Origin of the sequence: Bacteroides sp. BFG-606 (assembly GCF_024788145.1) — a bacterium.
GTDB lineage: Bacteria > Bacteroidota > Bacteroidia > Bacteroidales > Bacteroidaceae > Bacteroides > Bacteroides vicugnae.
Map to the genome: position 1 here is coordinate 5,089,140 of NZ_JANUIL010000001.1, position 26,236 is coordinate 5,115,375.

The following is a 26,236-nucleotide window of genomic DNA, read 5'->3' on the forward strand; positions in this document are numbered from 1 at the left end:
ACTAATTATTATGCTAATTCTACAAACTGACGAGCGACATTTTCGATTCGATAATCATCCAAAAAATCAATATTATGCTGTCTTGAATAATCTCCTTCATAGAAACTCAAGAAGAGTGAAGGATCTGAGAATTCATTAGGCACATCAAGGATAGGACGGCCTGCGATTCCATAATCGATTAGTTTACTAGGTGTCTGTACGTTAGATGGGTTAGTAATATTGATAAGGAAGTCTGCTTTGCTACACTCCCATACTACATCCTTACGTCCCTTACCTGTAATATACTCTATCTGACCATTAGATTCTTTCACATATTTCATTTCAAGGGGTGTACGCATCATCATGATAAACTTATATGGCTTATCAAACTCCAGTAGATAGTTCATAAATGCATGAGGATCACGAACTCCCGGATAAATTGAACCCATAAAAAGGAAAGTTGGTACGTCATTTTTTTTTATATTCTTTAATAGGAGTCTTTGAAAAATCAAAGCCTTGAGGTATCACTCGAATTTTATCCCAATACTGCTCATAATATCCCTTATAACTCTCTTTTGTAGGAACAGCAATATAGTCACACATCGAACACCACATATCTTCAAAATATTTCATAAACTTTGGGGCCTTAATAAATGGATTAAGCATAAAAGGATCACCACAGTCACAAATCCATATTTTCGGGAAAACCTCTGAATAATGTTTCTTAGCTCGTGCCGCACCACTATGAATAGAATGAGGATAGGCAATAGTAATCAACATATCCATATTCGGATTCTCCTTAATAATTTTACCTACAGCATAATGAAATTCACACTGCGGCCACATGAGTAGACGGTGAAAAAAATGGTACATGAATTTGTCAAAGAGGTTGTATCTATGTGTCTCATCATCTGCGGAAGTTGCAAACCTAGGGTTAATGTCCCTCCTCTTCACACCAGTCTCTTTCTCATACTGTGTATAGTCATATTTTCCTTGAACTGTATAGAGAACAACCTCATGTCCCATTTTTACAAGTTGCTCAGACAATTCCGTAGTGCGAAATGCACGAGGTCCCTGCGCAGGATATGCATGATTTGATATTATTAAGATTTTCATAAGAAAAGATATTTGATTACAGTTAATGGAGCTGGGAAAATATACAAATATAATTCAGAAATTGCACTCATTCGTCTACACCAATAAAGAAGAGAATAGGCATAAATGAAAGGTACTACATTAAAGTATTTATCGTATTTTTTTAAACTCCTATAGTTGTAAGCCCACACTATCACCAACATAGGAGTTACTAATGCTTTAAATCTACCCATTGAAGGAACACCGGAAAGAAAGTTGGTTATAGCAGCCAATGCAAGCATAATAGTCAAAACATGTCCTGCACGCTTATCCCGATTAATTTCCTTACGATTGAGGATGAGCAAATAAGACAACAGTATCTGAAAATACCCAGGTAATGCTATTAAGAAGTCTGCATAAGCCTTTCCATATTCACTTATGCCACTTAATCTTCCCTGTGCCATCTCTGACTCAGTATATGACCATATTTGATTCTGCAAAAATTGAGGCAGCAAATAGGAATAATCATTCAGAATATTAAGATAGGATACAGCTGAGACAAATGAAGAAACAATGAAAAGTCCAATCGTAATAGTCTGAAACCGATTAAGTAACAAAGCAATCGCCATTATCGCCACCCAAATAACAGAAGTTCCATGAACCAAAGGTAGCAATATTAACAAAGGTAATTTTTTATAGTTCTTGTCTACAAATACACTGAGTGCCACATAAACTCCTATCCAAGCAGCTGTCCAAAAGCGAACACCATTAATATTATAAATTGGATTACTATAGCAAAACATGAATAGCAACGCATAGAAAACAATGTTGTTACTAACATTATTGTAACGCAAAAAAATCTTCAGCGACTTAATATAAAAGAATCCAAATACCGCAGCATATATAAAATACGTCCAATGGTAGTTATTTGTAAATCGTCCGACAAAAAAATTCACTGTCAATGTATATATATCCTTGATATTCGACTCAAAAGTGAAGTACTCGTTGATTTCCATCATGTATTGGGACCATGTATAATTATGCTCAATCATGAATTCTTCAACATATCTAAACGAATCGGCAGCTTCACTTATGGCACAAAAACCAATCCCAAATATAAGAAACCAAGCATATAGGAACTTATGTGAAACTCCATCCCTTATATCTTTCAGCGAGGTAATCGCCAAAATAAATGGATTGAGAATAAATAATAGGAGTTTGTTCCTTATTATTTTATCATTTCTTATCATCTCTACTTATGAATTACTAAGAAACTAAGGGAGAATTTTTATTACAGACGCTAATCTTGAACCTTTTCTCAAAAATCCGCTAACAATATCCCTATAAGTAACTTTACTAATCCAGCACAGGATATAGTAATCAATCAAAAATAACCCAAAGCTTAGGAAAAGTGTTGCAAATTTGTTCATTTCTACAAAACGAATAAAAAGGAACGGAGGAACACAAGCCAACACTGAAATAATAGTTAATATTAGCATTGGTTTTGGTGGAATCAAATCTGTAATCTTCTTATGTGCATAGCTTACAATAACTCTCATCAAAAGCCATATTTTAAATAATAGGCACAACTCTGAAGTAATCGCAACATATACAGCAGAATCACATATTGTACAAACAATGTATTCAGCAATCACAATAACAAATGCTGCAACCATATGCACATTCGCATATGCACTAGTCTTACCGATAGCAAGAATAATCGGGTAAAATGGAATAATATAAAAAAGTCCGCTCAAATTCTTAATAACAAAGTAAATCGATGATTGAGCATACATATCTCCATACATACAGGTCATTATCGGTCTTGCGAAGAATACACTAAATATCAATATCGGGAAAATAAGCTTTGCTGATTTCAAAAGAGCAGAATTCCAAATATTAAGAGTCTCATTTTCCATACCTTCTCCCTTGTCCATGCCTGAAAATACAGGTAAAAGAACGGTGGAGATCGACCCCAAAATCATTCCGACAAATGGAAGTTCCATAAATCCGTTTGAAAATTCTGCAAAGGTTTCGTTTCCAAAATATCTACTAATAAAGAATTGGTTTGCAGAAGAAGGTATTACTCCCCATAATGACGCATATAAAAGCGGAAGTGCAAACTTAAAGACTTGTTTATAGGTCAAAGATGACTTCAAATGTTCTACCTCTTTTACAGGCCATGACTTCAGATAAAGTGCAAAAAAGAATGTAATCAGAGAAGCAACATCAAATCCAATAATCGCATGTATATAGTTTCCAGAGAATATTATCACTGGCAAAACGATACAAATGATAATAAGTATTCTTGTGGCAATTGTATAATATGTTAAATATTTAGTTTTGCGAAATGATGCATAAATTGCATCTAGTCCCATAGTAGGCAACAAAAGGAATGGTGTTGGAGAAAACACTATCAAAGCCATCTTCAGATCCGGATTATTCATTACTAATGCAATAGGTCCTGCAAAACACAGAAGAAAAAAAGAAAATACTGCTCCCAGAATAAAGAAAATTTTCGTCACCTTGGAAATAATATCTTTTGAATACTCTATTGCGAATTTTGGCAAAAAATATGCATATGCCTTAGGCAGACCAAGTGTAAAAACAGCAAGAAGGGTATTATACACATACATCACTTGCTTATAGGTTCCGTAATCTCCTTTGTCGAAGAATCGGCTCAAAATCATCGGACTAACGATACCTACAATAAATGAAAAGAAACCACCTATGGCTATCCAAACTGCTTGTTTGGAATTTGAAGTCTGCTCTTGTGACATTTATATATCTAAGTATTTCTTTCTAACAGATTCGAATTCTTCTTTCGGTATATATCCATAATATTCATTTTCTAAATGCCAAGGTCGAAAACTGTCCTTATCAAGATATTTCACTATTTTAGCAGGTACTCCAGCCAATATGCAAAAACCTTCAGGAAAACTTTTGGTTACTACTGCACCAGCTGCCACAATCGTCCTCGGTCCCAGGATGACACCCGCTGTGACAACACTATTCATACCAATCCAAGAGTAATCTCCTATTGTTATCGGTGCCGCATTATATTTCCTTTGATCATAAATGTCATGGTTTGCACTAAGGATTCCCACATTCGGCCCGAATTGAACATAGTCTCCAATATAAACTGTGCCTGCTCCCTGAATGTAGCACCCAGGTCGTGCTATTGTTGCATTACAACCTACATAGACTTTTCTTGCATTTGCAATTGTACATGTCGGATGTACCGGATAATATCCCGCTTTGCTACAATTACCTGTTAGTCTAAATCTTACATAGTTCCAATAAGACACATTATGTACTCCCGAACTTGCAACCTTAACATATGAAGAGTAGAAAGGAATTAATACTTTAATAATTCTCTTTACAAAATTCATTTCTATTACAAAATACTGATTAAAAATATTCTAACTATTTCATTTGTTAAAATATTATCTTCCCTTTTTTATTCTAACCTACCTATTCATATCTAAAAGAAACTAATTGAACAATATGAATAGTATTATCCAATTAGTATCCTTTTTTAATTAGATATGGTATCTTCCCGCCAGCGGACAAATATTACAACAATCAAGAATTACTTTCCCTTTAAGTTTATCCCAGTTCAGTTTGATGTGGTCATGCTTAACAAGAATAACTACCATCTCTATATCATCCAAAAACTCATCAAAATTACTGTATTGGTTATCAGCAATCTTATGGTTCTCAAGGAACGGATCATAACAACGAAGTGGACGTGCTAGATGACGTTCCTGAGCCTCTAACATTTGAAGAGCAGGTGACTCACGATAATCATCAACATTCTCTTTATAAGTGAGGCCATAAAGACCTACCTTACGATTATCAGTAATACCATTCTCTTTCATAATCTCATAGATGCGATTTAAGACGAAAGTAGGCTGTGAATCGTTAGTCTTCATAGATTCGTCAATAACTTTAGCTAGTTGCGGATAGTCTCCAACAAGAAACCAAGGATCAACAGAGATACAATGCCCACCTACACCAGGACCTGGTTGAAGAATATTTACGCGAGGGTGCATATTACAGATACGAATGATCTCGTAAACGTCCATATTATCATGACGACATATCCGTGCAAGCTCATTAGCAAAAGCGATGTTGACAGCACGAAAAGTATTTTCAACGACCTTAGTCATCTCCGCTGTACGAATATCAGTAACAACAATATCACCTTGACAGAAGCTCGCATAATACTTTTTTACTTTTTCACCAATTTCGTGAGAATCTGCACCAACAGTGCGATTATTATGAAGAAGTTCGTAAACCATATTACCAGGAATAATACGTTCAGGAGCATGTACAAGGTTAATATCTTCACCTATATTAAACCCATTTTCTTCAATAACTGGGCGTACATAGCGATCAATGGTACCAGGGCTAACTGTTGATTCAATAACTACAGTTGCTCCCTTGGGACAAACTTTCATTACTTCCTTAACGGCAGCCACTACATAGCAAGCATCAACTTTCTTTGAAAATTTGTCATATGGAGTAGGAACCGACACAATGTACATGTCTGTTTTCTGGTACTCTGTAGTAAACTTAATGCCAGCTTTGAGAGCATTTTGAAAAAGTTCATCAAGACCATTCTCTTTAAAAGTAGTACGACCAGCATTGAGTGTTTCAACAAGTTGCTTATTATAGTCAGTACCAATGACATCAACTCCATGAGAAGCCATCATGAGGGCAGTCGGAAGCCCGATATACCCCAATCCTATTACATTAATCATAAGTTTGATTTTAATATTTTTTTTCTATTTGTTTTCTCTATTATTAGAATAAGATTAGCAGACTTCATAACGTTCAATCTCCTTGTCTGCAAGTACGTCTGCAATTCTGCGACAAGCCTGTCCGTCACCATAAGGATTAACGGCTTTACTCATTGCTTCATATGCTACTGTATCATCAAGAAGAGTGCTAACCTCGTTCATGATCTTGTCGTAATCTGTACCAACAAGATGAACGGTACCAGAAGCTAGAGCTTCAGGACGTTCAGTGGTATCGCGCATTACGAGTACCGGTTTACCAAGTCCTGGAGCCTCTTCCTGAATTCCGCCTGAATCAGTGAGAACAATAGCAGCTTTGCTCATGAGATATACAAACTCGAGATACTGTAGCGGTTCGATGAAAAAAAAAATTTGACCGAGTGAGTTCTTCACCAAATACTTCGTGTATAGGCTTACGTACGTTAGGATTGAGATGCATAGGATATACGAAATCAATCTCAGGATACTTCTCAGAGAGATCTTTCATAGCAGTAACCATACGAATAAATCCGTCACCAAAATTTTCTCTTCTGTGCCCAGTGATAAGTACAAGTTTACGGCAATCGGTAAGACGAGTTACATTATAACCGGCACACATAAGTATATCATCTTGCTTCTTTGCAAGAATCTCATCTTTCTTGAGCCTATTTACTACCATGTGAAGAGCATCAATAACAGTATTACCTGTTACATAAATGTTACCTTGGGCCTTTTCTTCAAGAAGATTTTTCTCAGAGAGAGGAGTTGGAGAGAAATTGTAGGTAGCGATACGCCCAGTAATCTGGCGGTTCATCTCTTCCGGCCATGGACTGTAAATATTATGAGTACGAAGACCTGCCTCTACATGCCCCACAGGAATCTGTGCATAAAACGCAGCAAGTGCACCTGCCGTAGAAGTAGTGGTGTCACCATGTACAAGTACTACATCAGGATGACATTCTTTGAACACATCACGAAGACCTGTAAGAACACGTGCAGTCACATCAGTCAGATCTTGGCCCTGCTTCATGATATTCAAGTCATAATCAGGCTTCACGTCAAAAAGATTAAGAACCTGGTCAAGCATTTCACGATGCTGGCCTGTTACACATACGATTGTTTCAAATTCATTATTCCTCTTCTGAAACTCTTTGACAAGAGGACACATTTTAATTGCCTCTGGTCGTGTTCCGAAGATTAACATTATTTTTTTTTTCATATTATTTGTTTATTCAAACTTTGTCAAAACGTAAAACGTAATGTATAAAAGAATAGTGATTCAATTAAGATTTTCGCCAAACCATTTTATTCACTACTCCTACATAACTCTGAATGATCTTCACCACCTTCGTTGAAACATTTTCGTCAACGTAATTCGGTACCGGAATACCATGTTGGCCGTCCTTAGTGAGTTCAACAGCCAAATCTACACTCTGAAGCAGCCCCTCAGTATCAATACCAGAAAGTATAAAACATGCCTTATCCAAGGCTTCAGGACGTTCTGTTGAAGTTCGAATACAGATAGCAGGAAAAGGATAACCAACTGAAGTGAAAAAGCTACTTTCCTCAGGAAGAGTACCAGAATCCGATACCACAGCAAAGGCATTCATTTGGAGACAATTATAATCATGAAAACCAAGAGGTTCTTGCTGAATAACACGCTTATCAAGTTGGAAACCTGATGCCACCAGTCTATTACGAGAACGTGGGTGACAAGAATAGAGAATAGGCATATCATATTTCTCTGCCATTCTATTAATGGCAGTAAAAAGAGAAGTAAAGTTCTTCTCCGTATCAATATTCTCCTCGCGATGGGCTGAAAGCAGGATGTATTTTCCTTTCTCAAGTCCAAGACGTTGGTGAACATCTGACGCCTCAATCTCAGCCAAATTCTTATGAAGTACTTCCGCCATCGGTGAACCGGTAACATAGGTACGCTCACGAGGAAGCCCACACTCTGCAAGATAACGACGAGCGTGCTCGGAATAAGCCATATTGACATCAGAAATGATATCTACGATACGGCGGTTTGTCTCTTCGGGAAGACATTCATCCTTGCAACGGTTACCTGCTTCCATATGGAAAATTGGAATATGTAAACGCTTGGCACCTATTACACTCAAACAAGAGTTAGTGTCACCAAGTACCAAGACAGCGTCGGGCTTAGTTTGATTAAACAGTTTGTAACTGCAATTGATAATATTACCGCAGGTGGCACCAAGATCGTCGCCAACAGCATCCATGTAGACTTCGGGATCTTTCAGTTTGAGATCCTTAAAAAAAATGCCATTGAGGTTGTAATCGTAGTTCTGTCCGGTGTGAGCCAAAATTACATCAAAGTACTTGCGGCACTTGTTGATAACAGCGGCAAGACGGATAATCTCAGGACGAGTACCAACAACTATGATAAGTTTCAATTTACCATTCCCCTGCCACTTTATATCGCTATAATCAAATTTAGGAAATTTGTTCTCCATTATGTTATTTCTTTTCAACTGGATCAAAGTAGGTGTCTGCGCGATCGGGATTGAAAACTTCATTGCAGTACATTACGGTCACCAAGTCTTCGGTTTCACTTAAGTTTATAATATTGTGGGTATATCCAGGAAGCATATGAACTGCCTGAATCCTATTACCACTCACTTCACAGTTCCATACTTCGTCTGTTCCTTCCTTACGGAGTTGGATAAGTCCATGCCCTGCTACAACAATAAAAGTTTCCCACTTGCTGTGATGCCAATGTTCACCTTTGATGATTCCCGGTTTGCTGATATTGATGCTGACCTGACCGTTATTAAGGGTATGGATAAGTTCAGTAAAGGAACCCCGCTGATCTACATTCATCTTAAAATCAATAACAGCTTTCTCTTTTGGAAGGTAACTAAGATAGGTAGTCATAAGTTTGTATTCAAGGCTACCTTGCGGTAAAGCCAATGCAGTCAGGGCCTTGCCTCCTGCCGGACTGACAGATGCCGCACACTCATTAATTATGTCTATAATCTCTCCGAGAGTCGTCTTGTGAGTAACAGGGCAGTAACAATAGTGACCTTCGACAGTTGGAATAACCTTAAGTCCCTCAAACTCACAACGATGTTCCTTACCTACGAGGGCGGAAATCATTTCATCAACAAGATCATCAATATAAAGAAGTTCCATTTCAACATTACGGTCATTAACCTGAATAGGGAGGTCGTTGGCAATATTGTTGCAAAAAGTGGCGATAGCACTATTATAGTTAGGGCGACACCATTTCCCAAAAAGGTTCGGAAAACGATAGATAAGCATTCTTGCTCCCACTTCATGACCATACTGAAAGAAAAGTTCTTCACCAGCTTTCTTACTACGACCATACTCAGAGTTGCCAAAACGCCCAGTAAGAGAAGCCTGAACTGAGGATGAGAGCATTACAGGACAAGCATTCTTATGTGCTTTCAACGTATCAAGAAGAGTGGTGGCAAAGCCAAAATTGCCTTTCATAAACTCTTCCTGATTCTGTGGACGATTGACACCTGCGAGATTGAAAACGAAATCAGCCTCTGCGCAGTAGTGGTCGAGCTCTTCCTTAGTGTTTCCGAGATCATACTCAAAAACATTATCTACCTGTACATCTTTATACAAGCTAGCCTTACCTTCTTTTATGTTATTAAGTTGGGAGCAAAGGTTTCGTCCCACAAAACCTTTAGCCCCTGTTACCAATATCTTCATAAATCTTTGGTATTTTCTTACTGAACAAAGTTACCTTCACCGGAGAGTTCCTTCTGGATATACTCAAGAGCAGCTATTTTCGTCTTGGTCTCCTCAACTGTAAGTATACGTGTATTGTTTGAATTGAACTCAGAGATGATGTTGCGTTCTATCTCTCCTTCTTTGAAAAACTTATCATAATTCAAACCACGATTGTCAGCCGGTACACGGTAGAAATTACCCATATCCTCTGCCTTAGCACATTCCTCATTTGTCAAAAGTGTTTCATACATCTTCTCACCATGACGAATACCAATCACTTTAATATCATCTTTCTTGCCACCGAAAAGTTCACATACAGCCTCAGCCTGAGTCTGAATAGTGCAAGCAGGAGCCTTCTGTACGAGAATATCACCATTTTTGCCATGTTCAAAAGCAAAAAGTACAAGATCAACAGCTTCTTCCAATGACATAATAAAACGTGTCATCTTAGGTTCAGTCAAAGTAATAGGATTACCATTACGAATTTGCTCTATCCAAAGTGGTATCACAGAACCACGAGAACACATTACATTGCCATAACGTGTACAACAAATCTTTGTCTTACCGGAATAACGGCTTTTTGCCACTGCTATTTTTTCCTCGATTGCTTTAGTAATACCCATCGCATTGATTGGGTACGCCGCTTTATCTGTTGACAAACAGATGACTGCACCAACTTTTGCCTCAATAGCTGCAGTCAACACATTGTCAGTACCAATAACATTGGTTTTTACTGCCTCCATTGGGAAGAATTCACAAGACGGAACTTGCTTGAGGGCAGCTGCATGAAAAATATAATCTACTCCAGGCATTGCATTGCGACAAGACTGAAGATTGCGCACATCACCAATAAAGAACTTTATCTTGTGGGCGACATCAGGATATTTTGACTGATATTCATGACGCATATCGTCCTGCTTCTTCTCGTCGCGACTAAAGATACGAATCTCACCGATATCAGTACGAAGAAAACGATTCAATACCGCGTTACCGAACGAACCAGTTCCACCAGTAATCATAAGGGTTTTATCTGTAAAAATACTCATAGCCATCTATTTTTCATTTATTTAATCTTCTCCAAAAATATCTCGTGTATAAACCTTGTTTTTCACATTATCGAGACAAGTATCATAGCGATTAGCAATAATTACACGACTACTTTCCTTGAATTCCTCTAAGTTATTCACAACCCTGCTACCAAAGAACAATGTGCCATTTTCAAGCGTAGGCTCATAGATAATGACTTCTGCCCCCTTAGCCTTTATACGCTTCATAATTCCCTGAATAGCAGACTGACGAAAATTATCTGAATTTGACTTCATCGTCAAACGATACACACCAACAATTGGAGGTTGATTGGAGGAATCAGAATAATTGTATTCGTTATTTTCTAAATAGCCATACCACCCCGCCATACGGAGTACTGCATCGGCTATATAATCCTTACGGGTCTTGTTTGATTCCACAATAGCGGACATCATATTTTGGGGGACATCCTGATAGTTGGCAAGAAGTTGTTTGGTGTCTTTAGGTAGGCAGTAGCCACCATAACCGAATGAAGGATTGTTATAATGTGTCCCGATACGTGGGTCAAGACCTACGCCCTCAATGATCGCTTTACTGTCCAATCCCTTAATTTCAGCGTATGTATCAAGTTCGTTAAAGTAGCTGACACGGAGAGCCAGGTAGGTGTTGGCGAAGAGCTTGACTGCTTCCGCCTCTTTTATGCCCATGAAGAGCGTGTCAATGTTTTCTTTGATAGCCCCTTCCTGCAAGAGGGCAGCAAATATTTTGGCTGCTTCCTCCAACATCTCAACATCTGTTACAGAATCTATTGCTTTATTTTCTTCGACAAACTCCAGACGGTCGATGATCTTCGGATAACCTACGATGATACGGCTCGGATAAAGGTTGTCATAAAGAGCCTTGCTTTCACGAAGGAACTCCGGTGAGAACAGCAGGTTGAACTTCTTTACTCCTTTTTGGGCGTACTTTACATAAAGGTTACGGGTATAACCCACAGGAATCGTTGACTTAATGACCATTACGGCATCGGGATTCACCTCAAGCACAAGGTCGATAACCTCCTCCACACGGCTCGTATCGAAATAATTCTTTACCGGGTCATAGTTTGTAGGAGCGGCTATTACCACAAAGTCAGCGTCAGCGTAGGCTGCTCTCCCGTCCAAAGTGGCTACAAGGTCAAGCGGCTTTTCTGCCAGATATTTCTCGATATAATCATCCTGGATAGGGGAAACCTTATTGTTCAGTTTCTCCACTTTTTCCGGGATTACATCCACAGCGGTTACATGATGATGTTGTGATAGCAGCGTCGCTATGCTCAGTCCCACATAGCCGGTTCCGGCTACTGCGACCCGAATGTCTTTGAAATCACGCATATTATGTTTGATTTGGGTTTATCAATAGTAGTTTATTTACCCTTCTGACCAGCATGTTTTTCTCCATAACCGTAGCCATAACCATAACGCTTGCCATAGCCGTAATACTTGCCGTATTTACCATAACCATAATAATAGCCGTACTTCTTTTTCTGAAGATCCAAACCGTTAATGGCAATACAGAGATTAGGTAACTTTTTATTTTCAGAAAGTTCATTAATCAAAGTAAACTCTGCCTTACGGGTATAATCAGCACGGCATACGTATACCGATAAATCAGCGGTACGACCTATCAGCAAAGTATCGGTTACCATACCAACAGGAGCGGTATCCAGAATCACATAATCAAAGTTAGTCTTCAATGTTTCGATGGCTTTCTCCAATCCGTCACGGGCCAATAATTCCGTTGGATTGGGCGGAACTGCTCCACCCGGAAGAATAAAAAGATTTCTATTGATATCCGAAGGTTGAACCAGATCCATCAAGTTCATACTCGGGTTAGTCAGGAACTGAGTAATACCATGCTCTTTCTTGGGGATATTGAACACTTTGTTCAGACCGGGCTTGCGAATGTCAAGGCCAACGATTACGACTTTCTTACCTAACAAAGAAAGGCTAACTGCTAAATTGGCGGAAATAAAAGACTTACCTTCACCACTGATAGTAGAAGTTACTAAAATTACGTTCTTATCTCTTTCAAGCATAAACTGAAGATTGGTACGAACATTACGGAAAGTCTCGCTCATCAGGTTGTTCTGATTCTCAAAGACCGCAATTGAACCGGATTTCTCATCCGCCAATGGAATATCACCGACAACCGGAAGTGAAGTCAATTTTTCTATATCGGCACGTCCTTCAATCTTGAATTTGGTCAAGCCTATCAGATAGATGATACCTACCGGGATTCCCATTCCCAAAAACAAAGCAACCAGATAGACCATCATCCTTTTAGGGGAAACGGGATTGTCATCAGCAATCGCTGCATCAATTATCTGGGCATTATTTGCCGTAGCTGCCAAAGTTATAGCATTCTCCTCACGTTTCTGAAGCAGCATTAGATACAGTCCCGATTTGATTTCCTGCTGGCGGGCAATGCTTACAAACTGGCGTTCCTGAGTTGGGGCGTCACTGATACGACGGGAATAACGACTCGCTTCACGATCCAAATCAGCTTTAGTAATCTGTAATCCTTTCAAGGTAGCATCCAAAGTGGCCTGCACATTGCTACGCATAGCACGAATACTGGTATTAAGGTTGACAATCGCCGGGTTACTTTCCGTTGAGGTACGTAACAGACGGTTGCGTTCAATCAGCATCTCATTATAACGCGAGATTGCTCCAACCAGGCCACCATCCTGCAAACCGACATTGGCAGGCAACACTTCATATTCATCACCCTGAAGGTATTTTTGCAAATCAACAATAAGGTTGATCTGAGTCTGATTCTCCACACGTTTCTTTTCGTATTCCGCATTACCCGTCAAGGCGATCTGCGCCTCGCTACTCAAATCCGTAATACCTGCTGTACGTTTGAAATTTTCCAGATCTTGCTCAGTACTGCCCAACTCTTTGGAAATAATACCGATACGTTCATCTATAAACTCTGCCGTTTTCTGGGCCACTTCATTCTTGTCATTATTCGCATTGATGTTGTACATCTCAAGCAGTTTATTGATAAAATCCTTACCACGACGGGGATTGGTATTCTTCAATGAAATGACAACAACAGAAGTCGTTTTTGAAGTGGGAGCTATCGACAAGGAGCTGGCATATCCTTTTGCTACAGAGAAAGGACGGTTAATGAAAGCCGTAATATGACGTTCTTTCGTCACGTTTTCCGGACGAACAGCAGACAAGGTATCATTATTTGCGAAAAATGCGACCGTACCCTCATCTGTCGGGAATACAGCAGGTAATTTTTCAAATTGTCTCCGGTATTCTTTATCACCCACTTTCATTTGTACATCCATCACACCTGTCGGTTGAAGAGTCATGGCGACTTCCATCCTGCCAGGAAGCTTGTCTGCCTCCTGCGGAGTAAGGCTCACCAATACGGGAGAGGTCTGATAAAGTTCCTTTTTCGGGAACTCGTCTTCATCCACATAGGTAACAAACAGTCCTAAATTGTTTACCACCTCTCCGGACAAAGACTTCGAACGGAGCACTTCGATTTCATTATCGACATTACCGGACGAAGAGACAAAACCGTCCAAACCCATCCTTTCCAGTTCGGAAGACATACTTGTACCACCGCCTTTCTTATCATCCTTAATCAAGACTGTGGCGGAAATATTATAAACGGGCGTTGTCAGTCGCAGGTATCCCCACGCACAGGCGATACATACAATTACTGAAAACACAAACCAAGGCCAGTGAACCAGACAACGGAAAAAAATTTCCTGAATATTAACCTGCTCTTCAGAATGTTCCATACACTTTTCCTTTTTTTCCTCAACCATACAGTGATACTATTTGAAGATTGTTACTAATAAACTTGCCAATGACACCAAGATAGAGGTGGCTGAGAACCAAAGGCTTGTACTGTTACCGATATCAGAGTTACGCGCTTTCGCCTTGTTCGGAGTCACATAAACAATATCATTCTGCTGCAACCAATAATAAGGGGAAAGAATGGTTTCCGCACTGTTCAGATCCAGCGTTATAATCTGCTGTTTGCCGTCAGCACCTTCACGAATCAGTTTTACATTATCACGAAGCCCCCAGACAGTCATATCACCCGCCATGGCCAAGGCTTCCAACAGATTCACCTTCTCATTATTGATGGTAAAGGTACCGGGACGTGCAACTTCACCCAGTACAGAAATTTTATAGTTTACCATGCGGACGGTTACTATCGGAGTCTCCTTGATATAAGGTTTCAACTTTTCTATAATTAATTGTTCTGCCTCTTTCTTTGTCAAACCGCCCACCTTTAATTCGCCTAAAACCGGAAAATTGATCTTTCCTTCATTATCCACCAAATAAGGTTGCAGAACCGGCTGGACACTCAACTGCGAATTTCCAGCAGCCACACTAGCAGGACTAGCTACCGTCAGATTGAATGGAATAGCCAACTCGGGACTGGTACATGAAACCACAATAGTAAGCAGGTCTTTAGGCATTATCTTGGCATCATACAAATTTTCCTGTTGGACGGTCTGTTCCACAACTTCCACATCCTGCAAGTAAGGAACCTTTTTGTATGACTGACAAGACGCGAGCAGAAATATTGCAATCAGACAGGCAAACACATTACGTCCCATACCTTGCATACTCATATACATGTAAAATGATTTATTCATAAAATTATTAAATTTATTATTCCTTATCCAACCTCTCAAATTTCGGAGAATTCTTTGACTTAAATTCCGGCACGACTTTCTTCATCAACCGCACGGTATCCATAATCTTTACCGTACGCGACAACTTCTCAAACTCTGCATAAGTATCAAGGATATCTGCATATTCATACCGACGTACTTTAGCTATCATAATTTTCTTGTTTTCGGTAGGTATTGTATTTTCTTTATCGCTCAACACCTCTTCATAAAGCTTTTCACCCGGACGTAATCCTGTAAATTCGATCTTGATGTCTTCCCCCGGACGATAACCCGCCAATTCAATCATACGGGTAGCCAAATCAACAATCTTCACAGCTTTGCCCATTTCAAAAACAAAGATCTCATTGCCCTCTCCCATAGTAGCAGCCTCCATCACCAAGCGGCAAGCTTCAGGAATAGTCATGAAGAAACGGATGATATCAGGATGAGTAACAGTGACAGGACCGCCATTCTCAATTTGTTCCCTAAAACGAGGAATGACAGAACCATTACTGCCCAATACATTTCCGAAACGTGTCGTGATGAATTTGGTATGACCTTTCACTTTCCCTTCACGAATAGCACATCCCAAACTCTGTACATAGATTTCTGCCAAACGTTTGGAGCAACCCATTACATTGGTAGGATTCACGGCTTTATCTGTAGAAACCATAATCATTTTTTCTGCGCCATATTCCACAGCCATGTCAGCTACCTGTCGGGAACCGGTTACATTGACAAGGACAGCCTCGCAAGGATTTTCTTCCATCAACGGTACATGTTTGTAAGCGGCGGCATGAAAGACGATTTGAGGATGATAGAGATCGAACACCATACGTACACGCTCTTTCACACGCACGTCACCGATCACAGGAATAAAATCTATATTTGGATAATTTTTCTCAAATTCAAGACGGACATTGTGTAAAGGAGTCTCTGCAGAGTCGAACATGATAAGTTTTTGAATTCCCATCTGCACCAGTTGACGGCAAAGTTCACTGCCAATACTGCCTGCCGCACCGGTCACCAACACCACTTTTCCCCTGAATTCTTCCGCAACCTGACGAAGATTGATGTTGATTTCAGCACGTCCCAGCAAATCTTCAATCTTGATGGGACGTATCCATTGGTGAAAATTGCCGTCAGAATCCGCTTCACTGATAGTAGGAGCTATCAATGTTTTAAGTTCATTGCTTTTACAATATTCCAAAAGGCGTTTTTCTTCCAAGCGAGTGTCTTCATAACGGGCAAACAGGATCCCCTTAATTCCACGCTTCCGCATGATATAATCAACATCCGACTCATTTTCAAAGTAATAAACGGGAAGATCTGCCAATCGGCGTCGGCTGTTATTTTTACCATATACATAAAAACCAGCTACCTTATAATGTGCACTATCCCTAAGACGTAATTTCAAGGCCACACTCTCTTCGTCAGTACCATAAATAAGAATACGGGTATTCTTTTTATTCACCCAATCCAACAAGAGGTCATAGACGATTATTAACGATACGCGAAAAGATGTCAGAATCACCAGAGTCAATAAGCCATCAAATAGAAGATAGGATATTTTATAATTGTATGGCAATTGAATCTCATATATAAGCCCAAAAGAAATAATGGCCAAACAGACAATTTTGAATAAAACGGCACACATGATACGCCAAAGTTCACGAGCTTGTGAAAAACGAATCGTATTACGATAAGTATGGAATAACAAAGCGCCCGCAACACTTGACACCAAGGAAACACAAGCAAATTTACAGAGCATCCAGTCTGTCATTGGAACATGCGCCATATAATGAATTACAGCATAAGCTACCAATGAACACAATACAGAAAGTGCCGTGTCAATACCTAAAACAACCCAATAACTGAAATAGTTTTTGCGGGCATATTGTACTATGCCCTTCAATGTTTTTTCCATTATAGTATAAATGAATAAAATAATATTTCGAAGTTTGATTTATCTGATTGATTACTATCAATACAAAGGCAATGAGCAAGATTTCAATGTCAGTGTAACCCAACAGAGAATCTTTTCATCTTTCGATACGTACATACATTTCTACACTATATCTTTTACAAGATATAATTCATAATACTTTTATGGATTTTTTTGAGAGAGGTCATCGATAAATATATCCACTGTTTGGTTACCGATGTCAGATAGACTGTCTGCTATTTTACAGACTTTCATTACATTTTTGCAGTAAAATCCCCATACCCCCTATAAAATAGATTGATTATTCAATCATCTAAATCCCCATTTTCAAACACCGGCTCTACACACCCCACCGGTATATCTACACATGCATACCCCAACATCGTCAATCGAACAGCAACTTTCGATTTCCCATTCATATTTACTAATTCCCCTTCCAGTCCTGCCAATGGTCCTTTGATTACCCGTATTTTTTCTCCCGGAGCTAATGGCGATGTACTCATGCTGATCGTCTCATCCGAGTAATCGAGCATAAACTTAAATCGCAACATTTGTTGGTCAGGAATAACAGCCGGAGTACTCTCCCCACGTAATACCATATAACGGCTGATAGAAGATAAAGTCAGGACTTCTTTTTGTTCTTGCAGATCAACGTGAACAAAAATCATCATCGGAAGTAGTACCCGGTCGACAACCTTACGACGGTCGCTCCATTGATGGACTTCTTGTTGAATTGGAAGGAAATTTTCGATCCCCATTTTCGTAAGCCGCTCACTCGTTTTTTTCTCGTGACAGATGCGCACAATGGCCACTAACCAACGTTTTGAGCGCGCTACGCTGCTGCCAATCACATCTGTTGGCAGAGTTCTTTGATCGTCATTTTTCTTAATGATCATGTATTTTTACCCCTCATTTTTCCGTTACTTCTTTGGTAATGGATTGAATTCGGTGACAAAGATAGATAAAATTATAAATAATAAACAAGAAAAAATGTACTCTTTTTAGTCGTAAGGTAAAATATGCCATTAAAAAACTACCCACACGCAAAAAAATCCAAGCAAAATCCGGATTCTTTTATTTTCCGAACAAGACCATAGAACTCGAATAATTAGAGATATAGTGCTATTTATATTTTACTGTACGCAAGAAACAAGCGTCAGGCTTTAATACATCATCTTTGATTGTCGCTGCACCATTTTCAAAGCCCTCAAACCCCATGGTAAAATAATTAATATCCAAGGCACTTGATTTTGTTACATCAGTATACTTTTCTTTGGTAGTAGGGTCTGTTACTTCCAAATTTCCTATTCTATTGCGACAATGATAAACTGCTCCCGGACGTTTGTACAAGTCATAAAATAAAGGTTGATATATTATATCCCCACTATCATACCATGTATTACGGGAGGCATATCGTAATTTACCAGGTTTCTCACTACTGTCACTCCATGGTGCGACACCTTGCCTGCGTCCATAACCAAGTTTTCCAATAGGAAGAAAGATGCAATGCCCATTGTCTTTGTTATATACAAAACATCCACGCATACCTTTTTCCGAATTCGGAGAATTCGGTTCTTCAATGCGCACATATCCCTGTGCTATGGATTTTTCTGTTGCTGTTTCTCTAGCACCATCTCCATAAAGTATACCGTATCCCTTATTTATTTTACCGTTTATATCTGTAGACACCAATGTATGATAAAAATCATCAATGGTTGCAATACGCTCATCTGACTTTCCCGGAAGGGTCCACGAGCCATTAAAACGTTTTTTTCTTCCTCTGTAGAAGGAGCAAGCCCGTCCCATGATACATTCGAAACACTCGTTTCTCCGGGCTTCAATACGTGAAAATCTTCTGATGGAGCCGATGTGTATTTATCTGCATAACCAAACCCCGGTCTATCATTGTTTGAGGCTAAAATTGCCGTATTATTACCGCGACGGAACAGCGACCCTTCCTCCAAAGGCGAACGGGTATAAACAGGATTGTTATCCTTATCAAAACGATACACATTATATGAAACCCATGCAGGATTGCTATCACTTACATTACCTTCCAATGTTAAAGGGGCGTAACCTTGTCGCACAAAAATGTCATGTTCGCACGTATAATTATGATAGCGTACACGAACTATTGCACAGCGCACGTCATTTTCTCCAATCGTTCCGTTGAATTTTATTTTAAAATCAATAAATTGCTCTCCTTTCCCTTCCACTCTATCAGGTTTGACAGTTACACTTTCACTAGTACCTTCCAGAGTTATAAAATTATCGCCACCTTCCATGATTTCCGCACTCCATTCACCTTCAGACTTGAATGGTACAAAATCACCTTCTTCATTGGGTAGCCGCATCAACGTCACATGAAAATCGTCCGAACAACTATGGCTACGCCATACCCCTTTGGGGTTCTCGACACGTCGGACTTGTATCATATCAAGATCTACCGGTCCGGCAACTTTATTATTGTTTTCATCTTCAATCGTGAATCTCACAACCTCTTTACGAGGATAAGCTACGTAGGGATTATTGCCGGTAAAGCCTGTTCTTGTCACCAATTCTTTGGCACGCGTATAAAGCGGTATTGAGAATACAAGCTCCTTGCCATTATCAACCACAGTATATTTCCCATCAGCTTCACTACCTCCACTCATTTCGTTTCCCGTCCATTCATAAACTCTTTTACTTCGATCTTTTCCATCAACTATGCCTTTATAATACTGAAAATTATAAAACGAAGCATCCGACACATTTACTTTATTCGACATTTGTTTTTCCCATTCAGGTTTTCCAACCTTTACTGTAGAAGTTTTTATCAACGACAAAAAACTATTCCACGGACCATCTTCATAAACAGACTGCTGATTATAGAAGAATCCATCAGTAACAAGCGGAAATGCTTTTGTATTATTTCCCCAAGGCTTCCATCCTGTAAATGAAGAATCAACTTCGTCATTTTCACACTCATGCTTACCTGCATAGCTCTTTTCTTTCTTCGCCAAAATTCTTGCCACCAACTTATAACCGGACTTCATCGTTCCTGTCACCTTCACCGTTGCCGTCATTTCCTTATTATACAAATAAGAAATATACTGTGGAGTAGTCACATGAATGCCGGGCGGCTCTTTATATTCGATGTGCCAATCGGCATCGTTGCCGTAACCCTTGAATTTAAGAGTCAGCTTGTAATGAGTGTTGCGTTCGGCATTATAATCCGTTTTTACATCTTTTCCAAGCATAAAACGAAATTTAATCGGACCTGCGCCCAAATGTTCGTCCGAAGCCGTACAACGATAATAACCACTCACCTCCACATACGTACCGTAAGGTTTTTCATCTTTCCAACCGGAACCCGGCTCATTTTCATCCGGATTGGGCTTCCATATCGAATGGCCACCATCGTTCGACTGATATTTCAACTTTCCTTTCCCCTGCATATTCTCATAAAAAAACAGAGACTTTGCTGTATGGGCATGACGATTGGTGATAATATTGGAATCGTCACCATCCTCTCCCATACCCAAATAAGGATGCTGTGTTTTACACACATGTTTATAGTTTTCCGGAGTGAGCGTTTGAAGATCTTTATCCGGGAGTTCTTGAATAATAATGGATTTACCTTCTTCAAGCAAACCGTTAGAAGCGGAATAACGTACAGAACGCTCAAGCATCCTATCATCCCATTTTGTTTCTTCAGCCATATAGTCACTCAACGGATACACTTTGCTTACATCAGCCTGTCCGGGTGTATTCGGGTTGCCTAATGCGCAGGTTTTAGGTATATCTTTTATTACAATATTTTCAATATATATCTGCACATTTTCATAAAGGCCGGTACCGTCGAATGCAACCGTTACCTTAGAAGCTGCACGACGCAACCAGCTATGGAGTTGCACACTTGGAGAATTTATAGTGACAGGTTGGTCATCACTCGCATTACGATCCGACTTAAGACTAAATATACCAAACATTTCACTATTCTTTGCTATTTCATCCTCCCAGGTAAGAGAAATTGATTTCAGTCCTGCACGGGTCTTTATCGCATCAGAATAATCTCCCAGATCACCCATATTAGCTACCGCATAGACATAGTAGCGTCCTCGCTTTATCGAACGAAGCTTAAAGGTGGCTGAACCTGTCTTATCGTCCTCAAACTGACTTCCGTCTTCATTTTTATCTTCGTCAATACGATTGTCTTCTAATTTATAGTTCCAATCGGCAACATCCGGATCGGGCGTCACATCATTATTGTAAACGATATAATTATGAACTAATTCGCCTGCTTCATTATAGAACAGCATACAAAGCGAGTTGATATTCTGAATGGCATCTCCATCATCACCACCCGTTTCTTTTTGCGCTTCTCCGGCACGAGTCTTGCCTAGTAATGCATTCTCCTGATCAAAACATAAGGATACAGAAATGACAGCATCTCCTTTGCCAATTTCTTCTGTCATGAAATAATCATCCCGACAACTTGTCGTCAGTACGAATTGCAGCATAAGCAAAACAAAACAAAATAAAGTTGTTATCTTTCTCATACGACACATCATTTTCAGGTTTAATTGTTAGAATCAGATTTCGGATCCAGGCCAAAATCGGGTTCAAGTTCGACCTCTGCATAGGGTACTACCTGTACATGAACATCTATTTTATCTATGTACGTTTTCGTCACGTTGAATTTATAATAATAATTGCGATGAATGTCGAAAGGTGTACCTAATGCTACGTCTTTCGGTGCATTATCATAATATTTAAAATCAATAGTATGTATTTGATCGCTCTCGGCAAATTTCAAGTGAATCTCGGCTGCATCCACAGCTTTGTTACCGTTGAGAAGGTTTTGATATTCGGGAATATAGAGCACAAAACGAGTTCCTGTCGACAGTTCCTCGAAAGGCAATTCTTTCTCATCACTGTCGTTCTTGCCATCCGGCAAATGCAAGTCGTCTACATAATCCTTGTCATAATCCCCCCTTCACATAATCGCTTTCCACGAATACATTATCCGGTGCACAATATCCGCGGCTATTGTAGCGATGTAGCGTAACAGACTTTAAGGTGTAGTCGGAAGTATTGCCAGAGGCTTCGGCAACAGTATAGTTAACTTCCACTTTCGCCATCGCACGAAGCATATGGAGCGTGCCTAAATAAGTGCACATATTAGAGTAGAATTTCACGTTCTCGAAAAGTTTCACGCCATACATAGGAATGAGACAATCTTCTGAAAGATGAAACAAAGAAGGAGTAACATACGAATATTGACTGCCCGGGCTTATACATATATCTTTGATGGTAGTTTGCCCAACAACCATTTCACTTTCTTGGGGATATTCCCTCCAGTTGGCAAGCATCACGACCTTGAATGTAGAAGGAAGCGGTTTTCTAATATTACCCACTACATCATAATACTTTGAACGATAACCGGCATTGCCCACAAGCATAATACCTTCCAGCTGAAGAGTAGAAATATATTTATTATCTTTATCGAAAAAGAGGATACGAAAGTCTTGATTCTCAAAATTGATGTAATTTTCAAAATCTGTTTCCATCCCGTTGTCATACCCGTCCCGACCGGCCCTTGTCACTGTTCGGGTATCAGAGAGTTCATCAAACGCAATATGAAAACCTACCTGAACAGTCTCCTCTTCTTCATACCGGTCTGTTGAAAGGTATTCTCTCTCTGAACTGCACGATAAGAACAAAATGCAGACAGAGAAGAACAAGCAAGAAAATGACAATATGCTTTTACCTTTTCTCATCATATACATGTTTTTAAATACCGGTCTCTTGAAGAACAACTTTCCAAGAATTTATGTAAATATAAGCATCCATCCAACGGTCTCCTTCATCTAAAAAGAAAACCATATTATATTCATCTTGCCGGTCGAGATATTCCTGATCGTCCATTCGACGATTGTACTCTCCTTTCACCAGCAAAGCATAATCTATCAGTGGAATAGAAAATACTGTTTCTCCCTTATCGTTCGTCACTTTCAGGCGGGGAGCTTTTTCCTTAACCAACCTTGCAGTAGTAAGTTCTGCGATAGCAGCGCTAAATGAAGATACTGTCCTGCTATCTACATCATCAATGCCCGCCGTTCCCGAGTCAGTATGCCATGCATAGTATGTCACAGGTTCATCAGATAGCAGCTTATTATCCCAGTTCATCACCCCATTTTCATCAGTTATGGAGAACGTAAATTTATCTTTATCGACAGGCTCGCCCGAAAGATGCTGCAATACAACACGTATATTATTAGTGTTTTTAACTAACGGAACGACAAAAGTATGTGTACCTTCCTCACTGCTGAAAGTCTGTTTTTCCAAATAGCCGTGATACAGCCTATTAAGATCTTCTTTGACATAAGCTGTTCCATCAAGCTTGTGCTCGCGCTTCAATGAACAAATCAGGTCTTCCTTACAAGATGAGACAGGAACGACAAATGAATTGCCTCCTGCCAACCCACACCATGCCAACAGGCTATAACTACCCGGAGCCACGTCTACTTCCATTGCATATCCTTCTTGTGCAAGAGCTTCCCCTTGCTCTGAACCTTGCCACACTACATTATTCTGTTCATCAAGGACATAAAGTGTAACCGAATTTACCTCGTGTGCAAAAGCATCTGCAAACTTCATATTCATATCATAACGGAACTTGACATGATAATGCACAGAGCAATCTCCTTCATCCTCGTAAATTCCATCGCAAGCTGTCATTACAAAAAGAACAGACAGCAGCATAAGCACTGGCAGTGTTGTTGTTTTATTTATTTCTTTCATATAAACTAATGTATTCATCGTTTATATACATGGATTATTTCTCTCGTTATATATATTGTCTACGAACATACATCCGTAGTGAATTTTCATTGTTAGTGGGAAAATAGACAACTTTTTGTCGTCACATTTTCCAAAGCCGCCCTTTCTTTGTACCGGAACGGAAGTACTTTTTCTTGTTAAATCCCGGAGGAGCAGGAATTAAAGCCTTTTCTCCTCCGAGATAAATTTCTATTTATGTGTTAGCAATAAAAATTACAAACCTACATTCTGATTAACAACTTTCCAAGAAAGGATATTAATTGTAGCACCTACATAGTAGTTTTCTTTTTCATCATCTTCACTAGGAACAATTACTTCATCCGGATCATAAACACCCTTACCTAAGTTTTCCAATTTGTTTACTGTAAGTGTGTAGTAGTGATTACGAACAACGCCGTAATTAGCTTCGAATGTTTTTACTTCTTTATCTCCGATTGTTTCAGTTTCGTTATTCAAGTGTTCAATAGGAATATTATAGTACATCAAACCACCTTTATAACCAATTGCAGGATCTTGGTTTTCAAAGTTCTTAAATGATAAAGCTGTATTTATAACGTCAATATCACTCGCTTCAGCAGATACCATTTTTTTATTCGTATCCTTCTTATAAAGAGTTGTAATAGCACCTTCTGTTTCCTTAGTAAGCGCTACTTTTACCTTACCATCACCCATGTTAACCAACTCTACATAAGTATCATTGATTTGCTTGTATTTTTCATCGTCAGTAGCACTCTCATCTACACCATCAACTTTATAATACAAATTAATTTTTTGTGTATTAAGTACATAATTGAGATATGATTTTCTCAAATAAAGCAGACCGTTAAAACGAACTAAATCATCACTTAAATCATTACCGTCCTTATCACAAATACGAGCCACCAAAATTACACTTGTACGAGCTGCACGAGATACAGCATAAGCAGCCGTATTTGTATTTTCAGCACAATAAGCAACATCGGCACCAATTACTCCATTACAATTGTTTGCAGAGATGTAGTTCAAATACTTTGAGTTATTTGAATTATGAAATACCTTATTGCCATCTTTATCTATTACTTCACCTGCTGCAACGTCTTCGGCAGACTGTGCTGAAATCTCATGACCATAGGCAAACGACGTACCCCAATAGCTACGGAAATATTTGCTCGCATCCCAATCGAACCCTACAAAAGTTGTCTTATCTCCTAGATTTGTACTCTGCCATGCTGTGTTGATACCTTTCAGCAAATAAGAATCTTTTGCTGTAGCATTCAAGCCCCAACCAACAAATTCTACATAAATATCAGTTGCCCCAGCTTGAATTTTATCGCCAGTTGTACCCTCACCTGTACTTGGGAATACAACTTCTCCCTCATTATTTTCTTCACCTGCGATAGAAACATTCAATTTGTAGAGAGGCACTTCCTCTTCCCCTTTCGTATATGAGGAAGCTTTTTCAAGCGTTGTTTTCAAAGCAACTTTTGCAGCCAAACGTTCTACGTAAACTTTCACAATTTGAGTCTCTTTCAACTGCTCCGTAGACTTAGCAAAATTTTCTGTAGACAAAACTGTTACACAATAGTATGGAGTACCATCTTCTCTGACGTAACTTGTCGTACTCATAACAAAATTTTCACCATTTTTATAAACGCCTTCCACATCACTGTTCAAAGCCATCAAATTCTTCTGTGCTTCGTCCAATGTAGCTCCTGCCTCAAAATTATCAGGTGCATTCAATACAGTAAGCATATATTTCGGAAAATTTGTTTCTGTAAGACCACGCAAAACAACAACTGTCTTACCATCAAATTCAATGTTATCCGGATTTGGATCATGAATATTTCCGCCATCCCATACATCATTTTTCAAAACAAAAGCACCCGTTGCATCATAAAAATAGAATTTGGCATTCTTCACTTCGCCTTCTTTCGTATTCTTATCAGCAAATTCAAAACCTGGCGCATCATCTTTAGTCGTAGCTCTCGTCAAAGCACCCGCTTCCGAAATTTTCACGTTGATATATGCTTCTCCATTAGGAAAAAGAACAGCATTGTCACCCTTGCCATCCGTCACATCTTTACTTTCATCGGAACATGCACATAATGCCATACATGCAAAAATTCCCCAAATAATCTTCTTCATTTTCATAATTAAAAAATTAATAGTTATTATAAATCTATCTTCTAATCTCTTGATTTTAATCCA

20 protein-coding genes and 1 pseudogene are annotated in these 26,236 nt (G+C 39.2%); all 21 read right to left on the reverse strand.

What is annotated here, in order from left to right; genetic code table 11:
• Window positions 1-8: 8 nt before the first annotated feature.
• On the reverse strand, window positions 9-428 hold the full coding sequence (locus NXV01_RS19590; protein ID WP_259023094.1) for a hypothetical protein: 420 nt from the start codon (window positions 426-428) through the stop codon (window positions 9-11).
• A gap of 19 nt (window positions 429-447) precedes the next feature.
• Window positions 448-1,095, reverse strand: coding sequence for a glycosyltransferase (locus NXV01_RS19595; protein ID WP_259023095.1), 648 nt, complete (start codon window positions 1,093-1,095; stop codon window positions 448-450).
• A complete protein-coding gene (locus NXV01_RS19600; protein ID WP_259023096.1) occupies window positions 1,092-2,303 on the reverse strand; it encodes an EpsG family protein in 1,212 nt (403 codons plus the stop codon). The genes NXV01_RS19595 and NXV01_RS19600 overlap by 4 nt, the downstream gene beginning before the upstream one ends.
• A 24-nt stretch (window positions 2,304-2,327) precedes the next feature.
• A complete protein-coding gene (locus NXV01_RS19605; protein ID WP_259023097.1) occupies window positions 2,328-3,833 on the reverse strand; it encodes an oligosaccharide flippase family protein in 1,506 nt (501 codons plus the stop codon).
• Window positions 3,834-4,445: a DapH/DapD/GlmU-related protein gene (locus NXV01_RS19610; RefSeq protein ID WP_259023098.1), complete on the reverse strand. Its 612-nt coding sequence runs from the start codon at window positions 4,443-4,445 to the stop codon at window positions 3,834-3,836.
• A 150-nt stretch (window positions 4,446-4,595) separates the two neighbouring features.
• On the reverse strand, window positions 4,596-5,819 hold the full coding sequence (locus NXV01_RS19615; protein WP_259023099.1) for a nucleotide sugar dehydrogenase: 1,224 nt from the start codon (window positions 5,817-5,819) through the stop codon (window positions 4,596-4,598).
• Between the two features lie 54 nt (window positions 5,820-5,873).
• Window positions 5,874-7,053: pseudogene (wecB, locus tag NXV01_RS19620) on the reverse strand (non-hydrolyzing UDP-N-acetylglucosamine 2-epimerase).
• A 64-nt stretch (window positions 7,054-7,117) separates the two neighbouring features.
• Window positions 7,118-8,311, reverse strand: coding sequence for a non-hydrolyzing UDP-N-acetylglucosamine 2-epimerase (gene wecB / locus NXV01_RS19625; RefSeq protein WP_259023100.1), 1,194 nt, complete (start codon window positions 8,309-8,311; stop codon window positions 7,118-7,120).
• A gap of 4 nt (window positions 8,312-8,315) precedes the next feature.
• Window positions 8,316-9,539 carry an NAD-dependent epimerase/dehydratase family protein gene (locus NXV01_RS19630; RefSeq protein WP_259023101.1) on the reverse strand — a complete coding sequence of 408 codons (1,224 nt, stop codon included), beginning with the start codon at window positions 9,537-9,539 and terminating at the stop codon, window positions 8,316-8,318.
• Window positions 9,540-9,556: 17 nt separating this feature from the next.
• Complete coding sequence (locus tag NXV01_RS19635; RefSeq protein WP_259023102.1) at window positions 9,557-10,606, reverse strand: polysaccharide biosynthesis protein; 1,050 nt, start codon at window positions 10,604-10,606, stop codon at window positions 9,557-9,559.
• A 21-nt stretch (window positions 10,607-10,627) separates the two neighbouring features.
• Window positions 10,628-11,959 (reverse strand): nucleotide sugar dehydrogenase, encoded by a 1,332-nt coding sequence (locus NXV01_RS19640; RefSeq protein WP_259023103.1) that lies wholly within the window; start codon window positions 11,957-11,959, stop codon window positions 10,628-10,630.
• 32 nt (window positions 11,960-11,991) lie between these two features.
• Window positions 11,992-14,418, reverse strand: coding sequence for a polysaccharide biosynthesis tyrosine autokinase (locus NXV01_RS19645; RefSeq protein WP_259023104.1), 2,427 nt, complete (start codon window positions 14,416-14,418; stop codon window positions 11,992-11,994).
• Between the two features lie 9 nt (window positions 14,419-14,427).
• Complete coding sequence (locus tag NXV01_RS19650; protein ID WP_148367026.1) at window positions 14,428-15,261, reverse strand: polysaccharide biosynthesis/export family protein; 834 nt, start codon at window positions 15,259-15,261, stop codon at window positions 14,428-14,430.
• Window positions 15,262-15,277: 16 nt separating this feature from the next.
• Window positions 15,278-17,206: a nucleoside-diphosphate sugar epimerase/dehydratase gene (locus NXV01_RS19655; RefSeq protein WP_217722113.1), complete on the reverse strand. Its 1,929-nt coding sequence runs from the start codon at window positions 17,204-17,206 to the stop codon at window positions 15,278-15,280.
• A gap of 323 nt (window positions 17,207-17,529) precedes the next feature.
• On the reverse strand, window positions 17,530-18,120 hold the full coding sequence (locus tag NXV01_RS19660) for a UpxY family transcription antiterminator (RefSeq protein ID WP_148367442.1): 591 nt from the start codon (window positions 18,118-18,120) through the stop codon (window positions 17,530-17,532).
• A 226-nt stretch (window positions 18,121-18,346) separates the two neighbouring features.
• Window positions 18,347-18,913 carry a hypothetical protein gene (locus tag NXV01_RS19665; RefSeq protein WP_259023105.1) on the reverse strand — a complete coding sequence of 189 codons (567 nt, stop codon included), beginning with the start codon at window positions 18,911-18,913 and terminating at the stop codon, window positions 18,347-18,349.
• Window positions 18,898-21,765 (reverse strand): DUF4906 domain-containing protein, encoded by a 2,868-nt coding sequence (locus NXV01_RS19670; RefSeq protein ID WP_259023106.1) that lies wholly within the window; start codon window positions 21,763-21,765, stop codon window positions 18,898-18,900. Before NXV01_RS19670 ends, NXV01_RS19665 begins: the two co-directional genes overlap by 16 nt.
• A 20-nt stretch (window positions 21,766-21,785) precedes the next feature.
• Window positions 21,786-22,169: a hypothetical protein gene (locus NXV01_RS19675; RefSeq protein ID WP_259023107.1), complete on the reverse strand. Its 384-nt coding sequence runs from the start codon at window positions 22,167-22,169 to the stop codon at window positions 21,786-21,788.
• A gap of 19 nt (window positions 22,170-22,188) precedes the next feature.
• On the reverse strand, window positions 22,189-22,989 hold the full coding sequence (locus NXV01_RS19680; RefSeq protein ID WP_259023108.1) for a FimB/Mfa2 family fimbrial subunit: 801 nt from the start codon (window positions 22,987-22,989) through the stop codon (window positions 22,189-22,191).
• 10 nt (window positions 22,990-22,999) lie between these two features.
• Complete coding sequence (locus NXV01_RS19685; RefSeq protein WP_259023109.1) at window positions 23,000-24,028, reverse strand: FimB/Mfa2 family fimbrial subunit; 1,029 nt, start codon at window positions 24,026-24,028, stop codon at window positions 23,000-23,002.
• Between the two features lie 234 nt (window positions 24,029-24,262).
• Window positions 24,263-26,173, reverse strand: a complete 1,911-nt coding sequence (locus NXV01_RS19690; protein WP_259023110.1) for an Mfa1 family fimbria major subunit — start codon at window positions 26,171-26,173, stop codon at window positions 24,263-24,265.
• Between the last annotated feature and the right edge of the window lie 63 nt (window positions 26,174-26,236).

What these genes read in the sequence shown, in the direction of transcription:
- NXV01_RS19660 (WP_148367442.1), bottom strand. Translation starts at nt 18,120, where the DNA reads ATGATCATTAAGAAAAATGACGATCAAAGAACTCTGCCAACAGATGTG.
- wecB (WP_259023100.1), bottom strand. Translation starts at nt 8,311, where the DNA reads ATGGAGAACAAATTTCCTAAATTTGATTATAGCGATATAAAGTGGCAG.
- NXV01_RS19605 (WP_259023097.1), bottom strand. Translation starts at nt 3,833, where the DNA reads ATGTCACAAGAGCAGACTTCAAATTCCAAACAAGCAGTTTGGATAGCC.
- NXV01_RS19615 (WP_259023099.1), bottom strand. Translation starts at nt 5,819, where the DNA reads ATGATTAATGTAATAGGATTGGGGTATATCGGGCTTCCGACTGCCCTC.
- NXV01_RS19690 (WP_259023110.1), bottom strand. Translation starts at nt 26,173, where the DNA reads ATGAAGAAGATTATTTGGGGAATTTTTGCATGTATGGCATTATGTGCA.
- NXV01_RS19600 (WP_259023096.1), bottom strand. Translation starts at nt 2,303, where the DNA reads ATGATAAGAAATGATAAAATAATAAGGAACAAACTCCTATTATTTATT.
- NXV01_RS19680 (WP_259023108.1), bottom strand. Translation starts at nt 22,989, where the DNA reads ATGATGAGAAAAGGTAAAAGCATATTGTCATTTTCTTGCTTGTTCTTC.
- NXV01_RS19590 (WP_259023094.1), bottom strand. Translation starts at nt 428, where the DNA reads ATGGGTTCAATTTATCCGGGAGTTCGTGATCCTCATGCATTTATGAAC.
- NXV01_RS19640 (WP_259023103.1), bottom strand. Translation starts at nt 11,959, where the DNA reads ATGCGTGATTTCAAAGACATTCGGGTCGCAGTAGCCGGAACCGGCTAT.
- NXV01_RS19645 (WP_259023104.1), bottom strand. Translation starts at nt 14,418, where the DNA reads ATGGTTGAGGAAAAAAAGGAAAAGTGTATGGAACATTCTGAAGAGCAG.
- NXV01_RS19630 (WP_259023101.1), bottom strand. Translation starts at nt 9,539, where the DNA reads ATGAAGATATTGGTAACAGGGGCTAAAGGTTTTGTGGGACGAAACCTT.
- NXV01_RS19635 (WP_259023102.1), bottom strand. Translation starts at nt 10,606, where the DNA reads ATGAGTATTTTTACAGATAAAACCCTTATGATTACTGGTGGAACTGGT.
- NXV01_RS19685 (WP_259023109.1), bottom strand. Translation starts at nt 24,028, where the DNA reads ATGAATACATTAGTTTATATGAAAGAAATAAATAAAACAACAACACTG.
- NXV01_RS19595 (WP_259023095.1), bottom strand. Translation starts at nt 1,095, where the DNA reads ATGAAAATCTTAATAATATCAAATCATGCATATCCTGCGCAGGGACCT.
- NXV01_RS19655 (WP_217722113.1), bottom strand. Translation starts at nt 17,206, where the DNA reads ATGGAAAAAACATTGAAGGGCATAGTACAATATGCCCGCAAAAACTAT.
- NXV01_RS19610 (WP_259023098.1), bottom strand. Translation starts at nt 4,445, where the DNA reads ATGAATTTTGTAAAGAGAATTATTAAAGTATTAATTCCTTTCTACTCT.
- NXV01_RS19650 (WP_148367026.1), bottom strand. Translation starts at nt 15,261, where the DNA reads ATGAATAAATCATTTTACATGTATATGAGTATGCAAGGTATGGGACGT.
- NXV01_RS19670 (WP_259023106.1), bottom strand. Translation starts at nt 21,765, where the DNA reads ATGAGAAAGATAACAACTTTATTTTGTTTTGTTTTGCTTATGCTGCAA.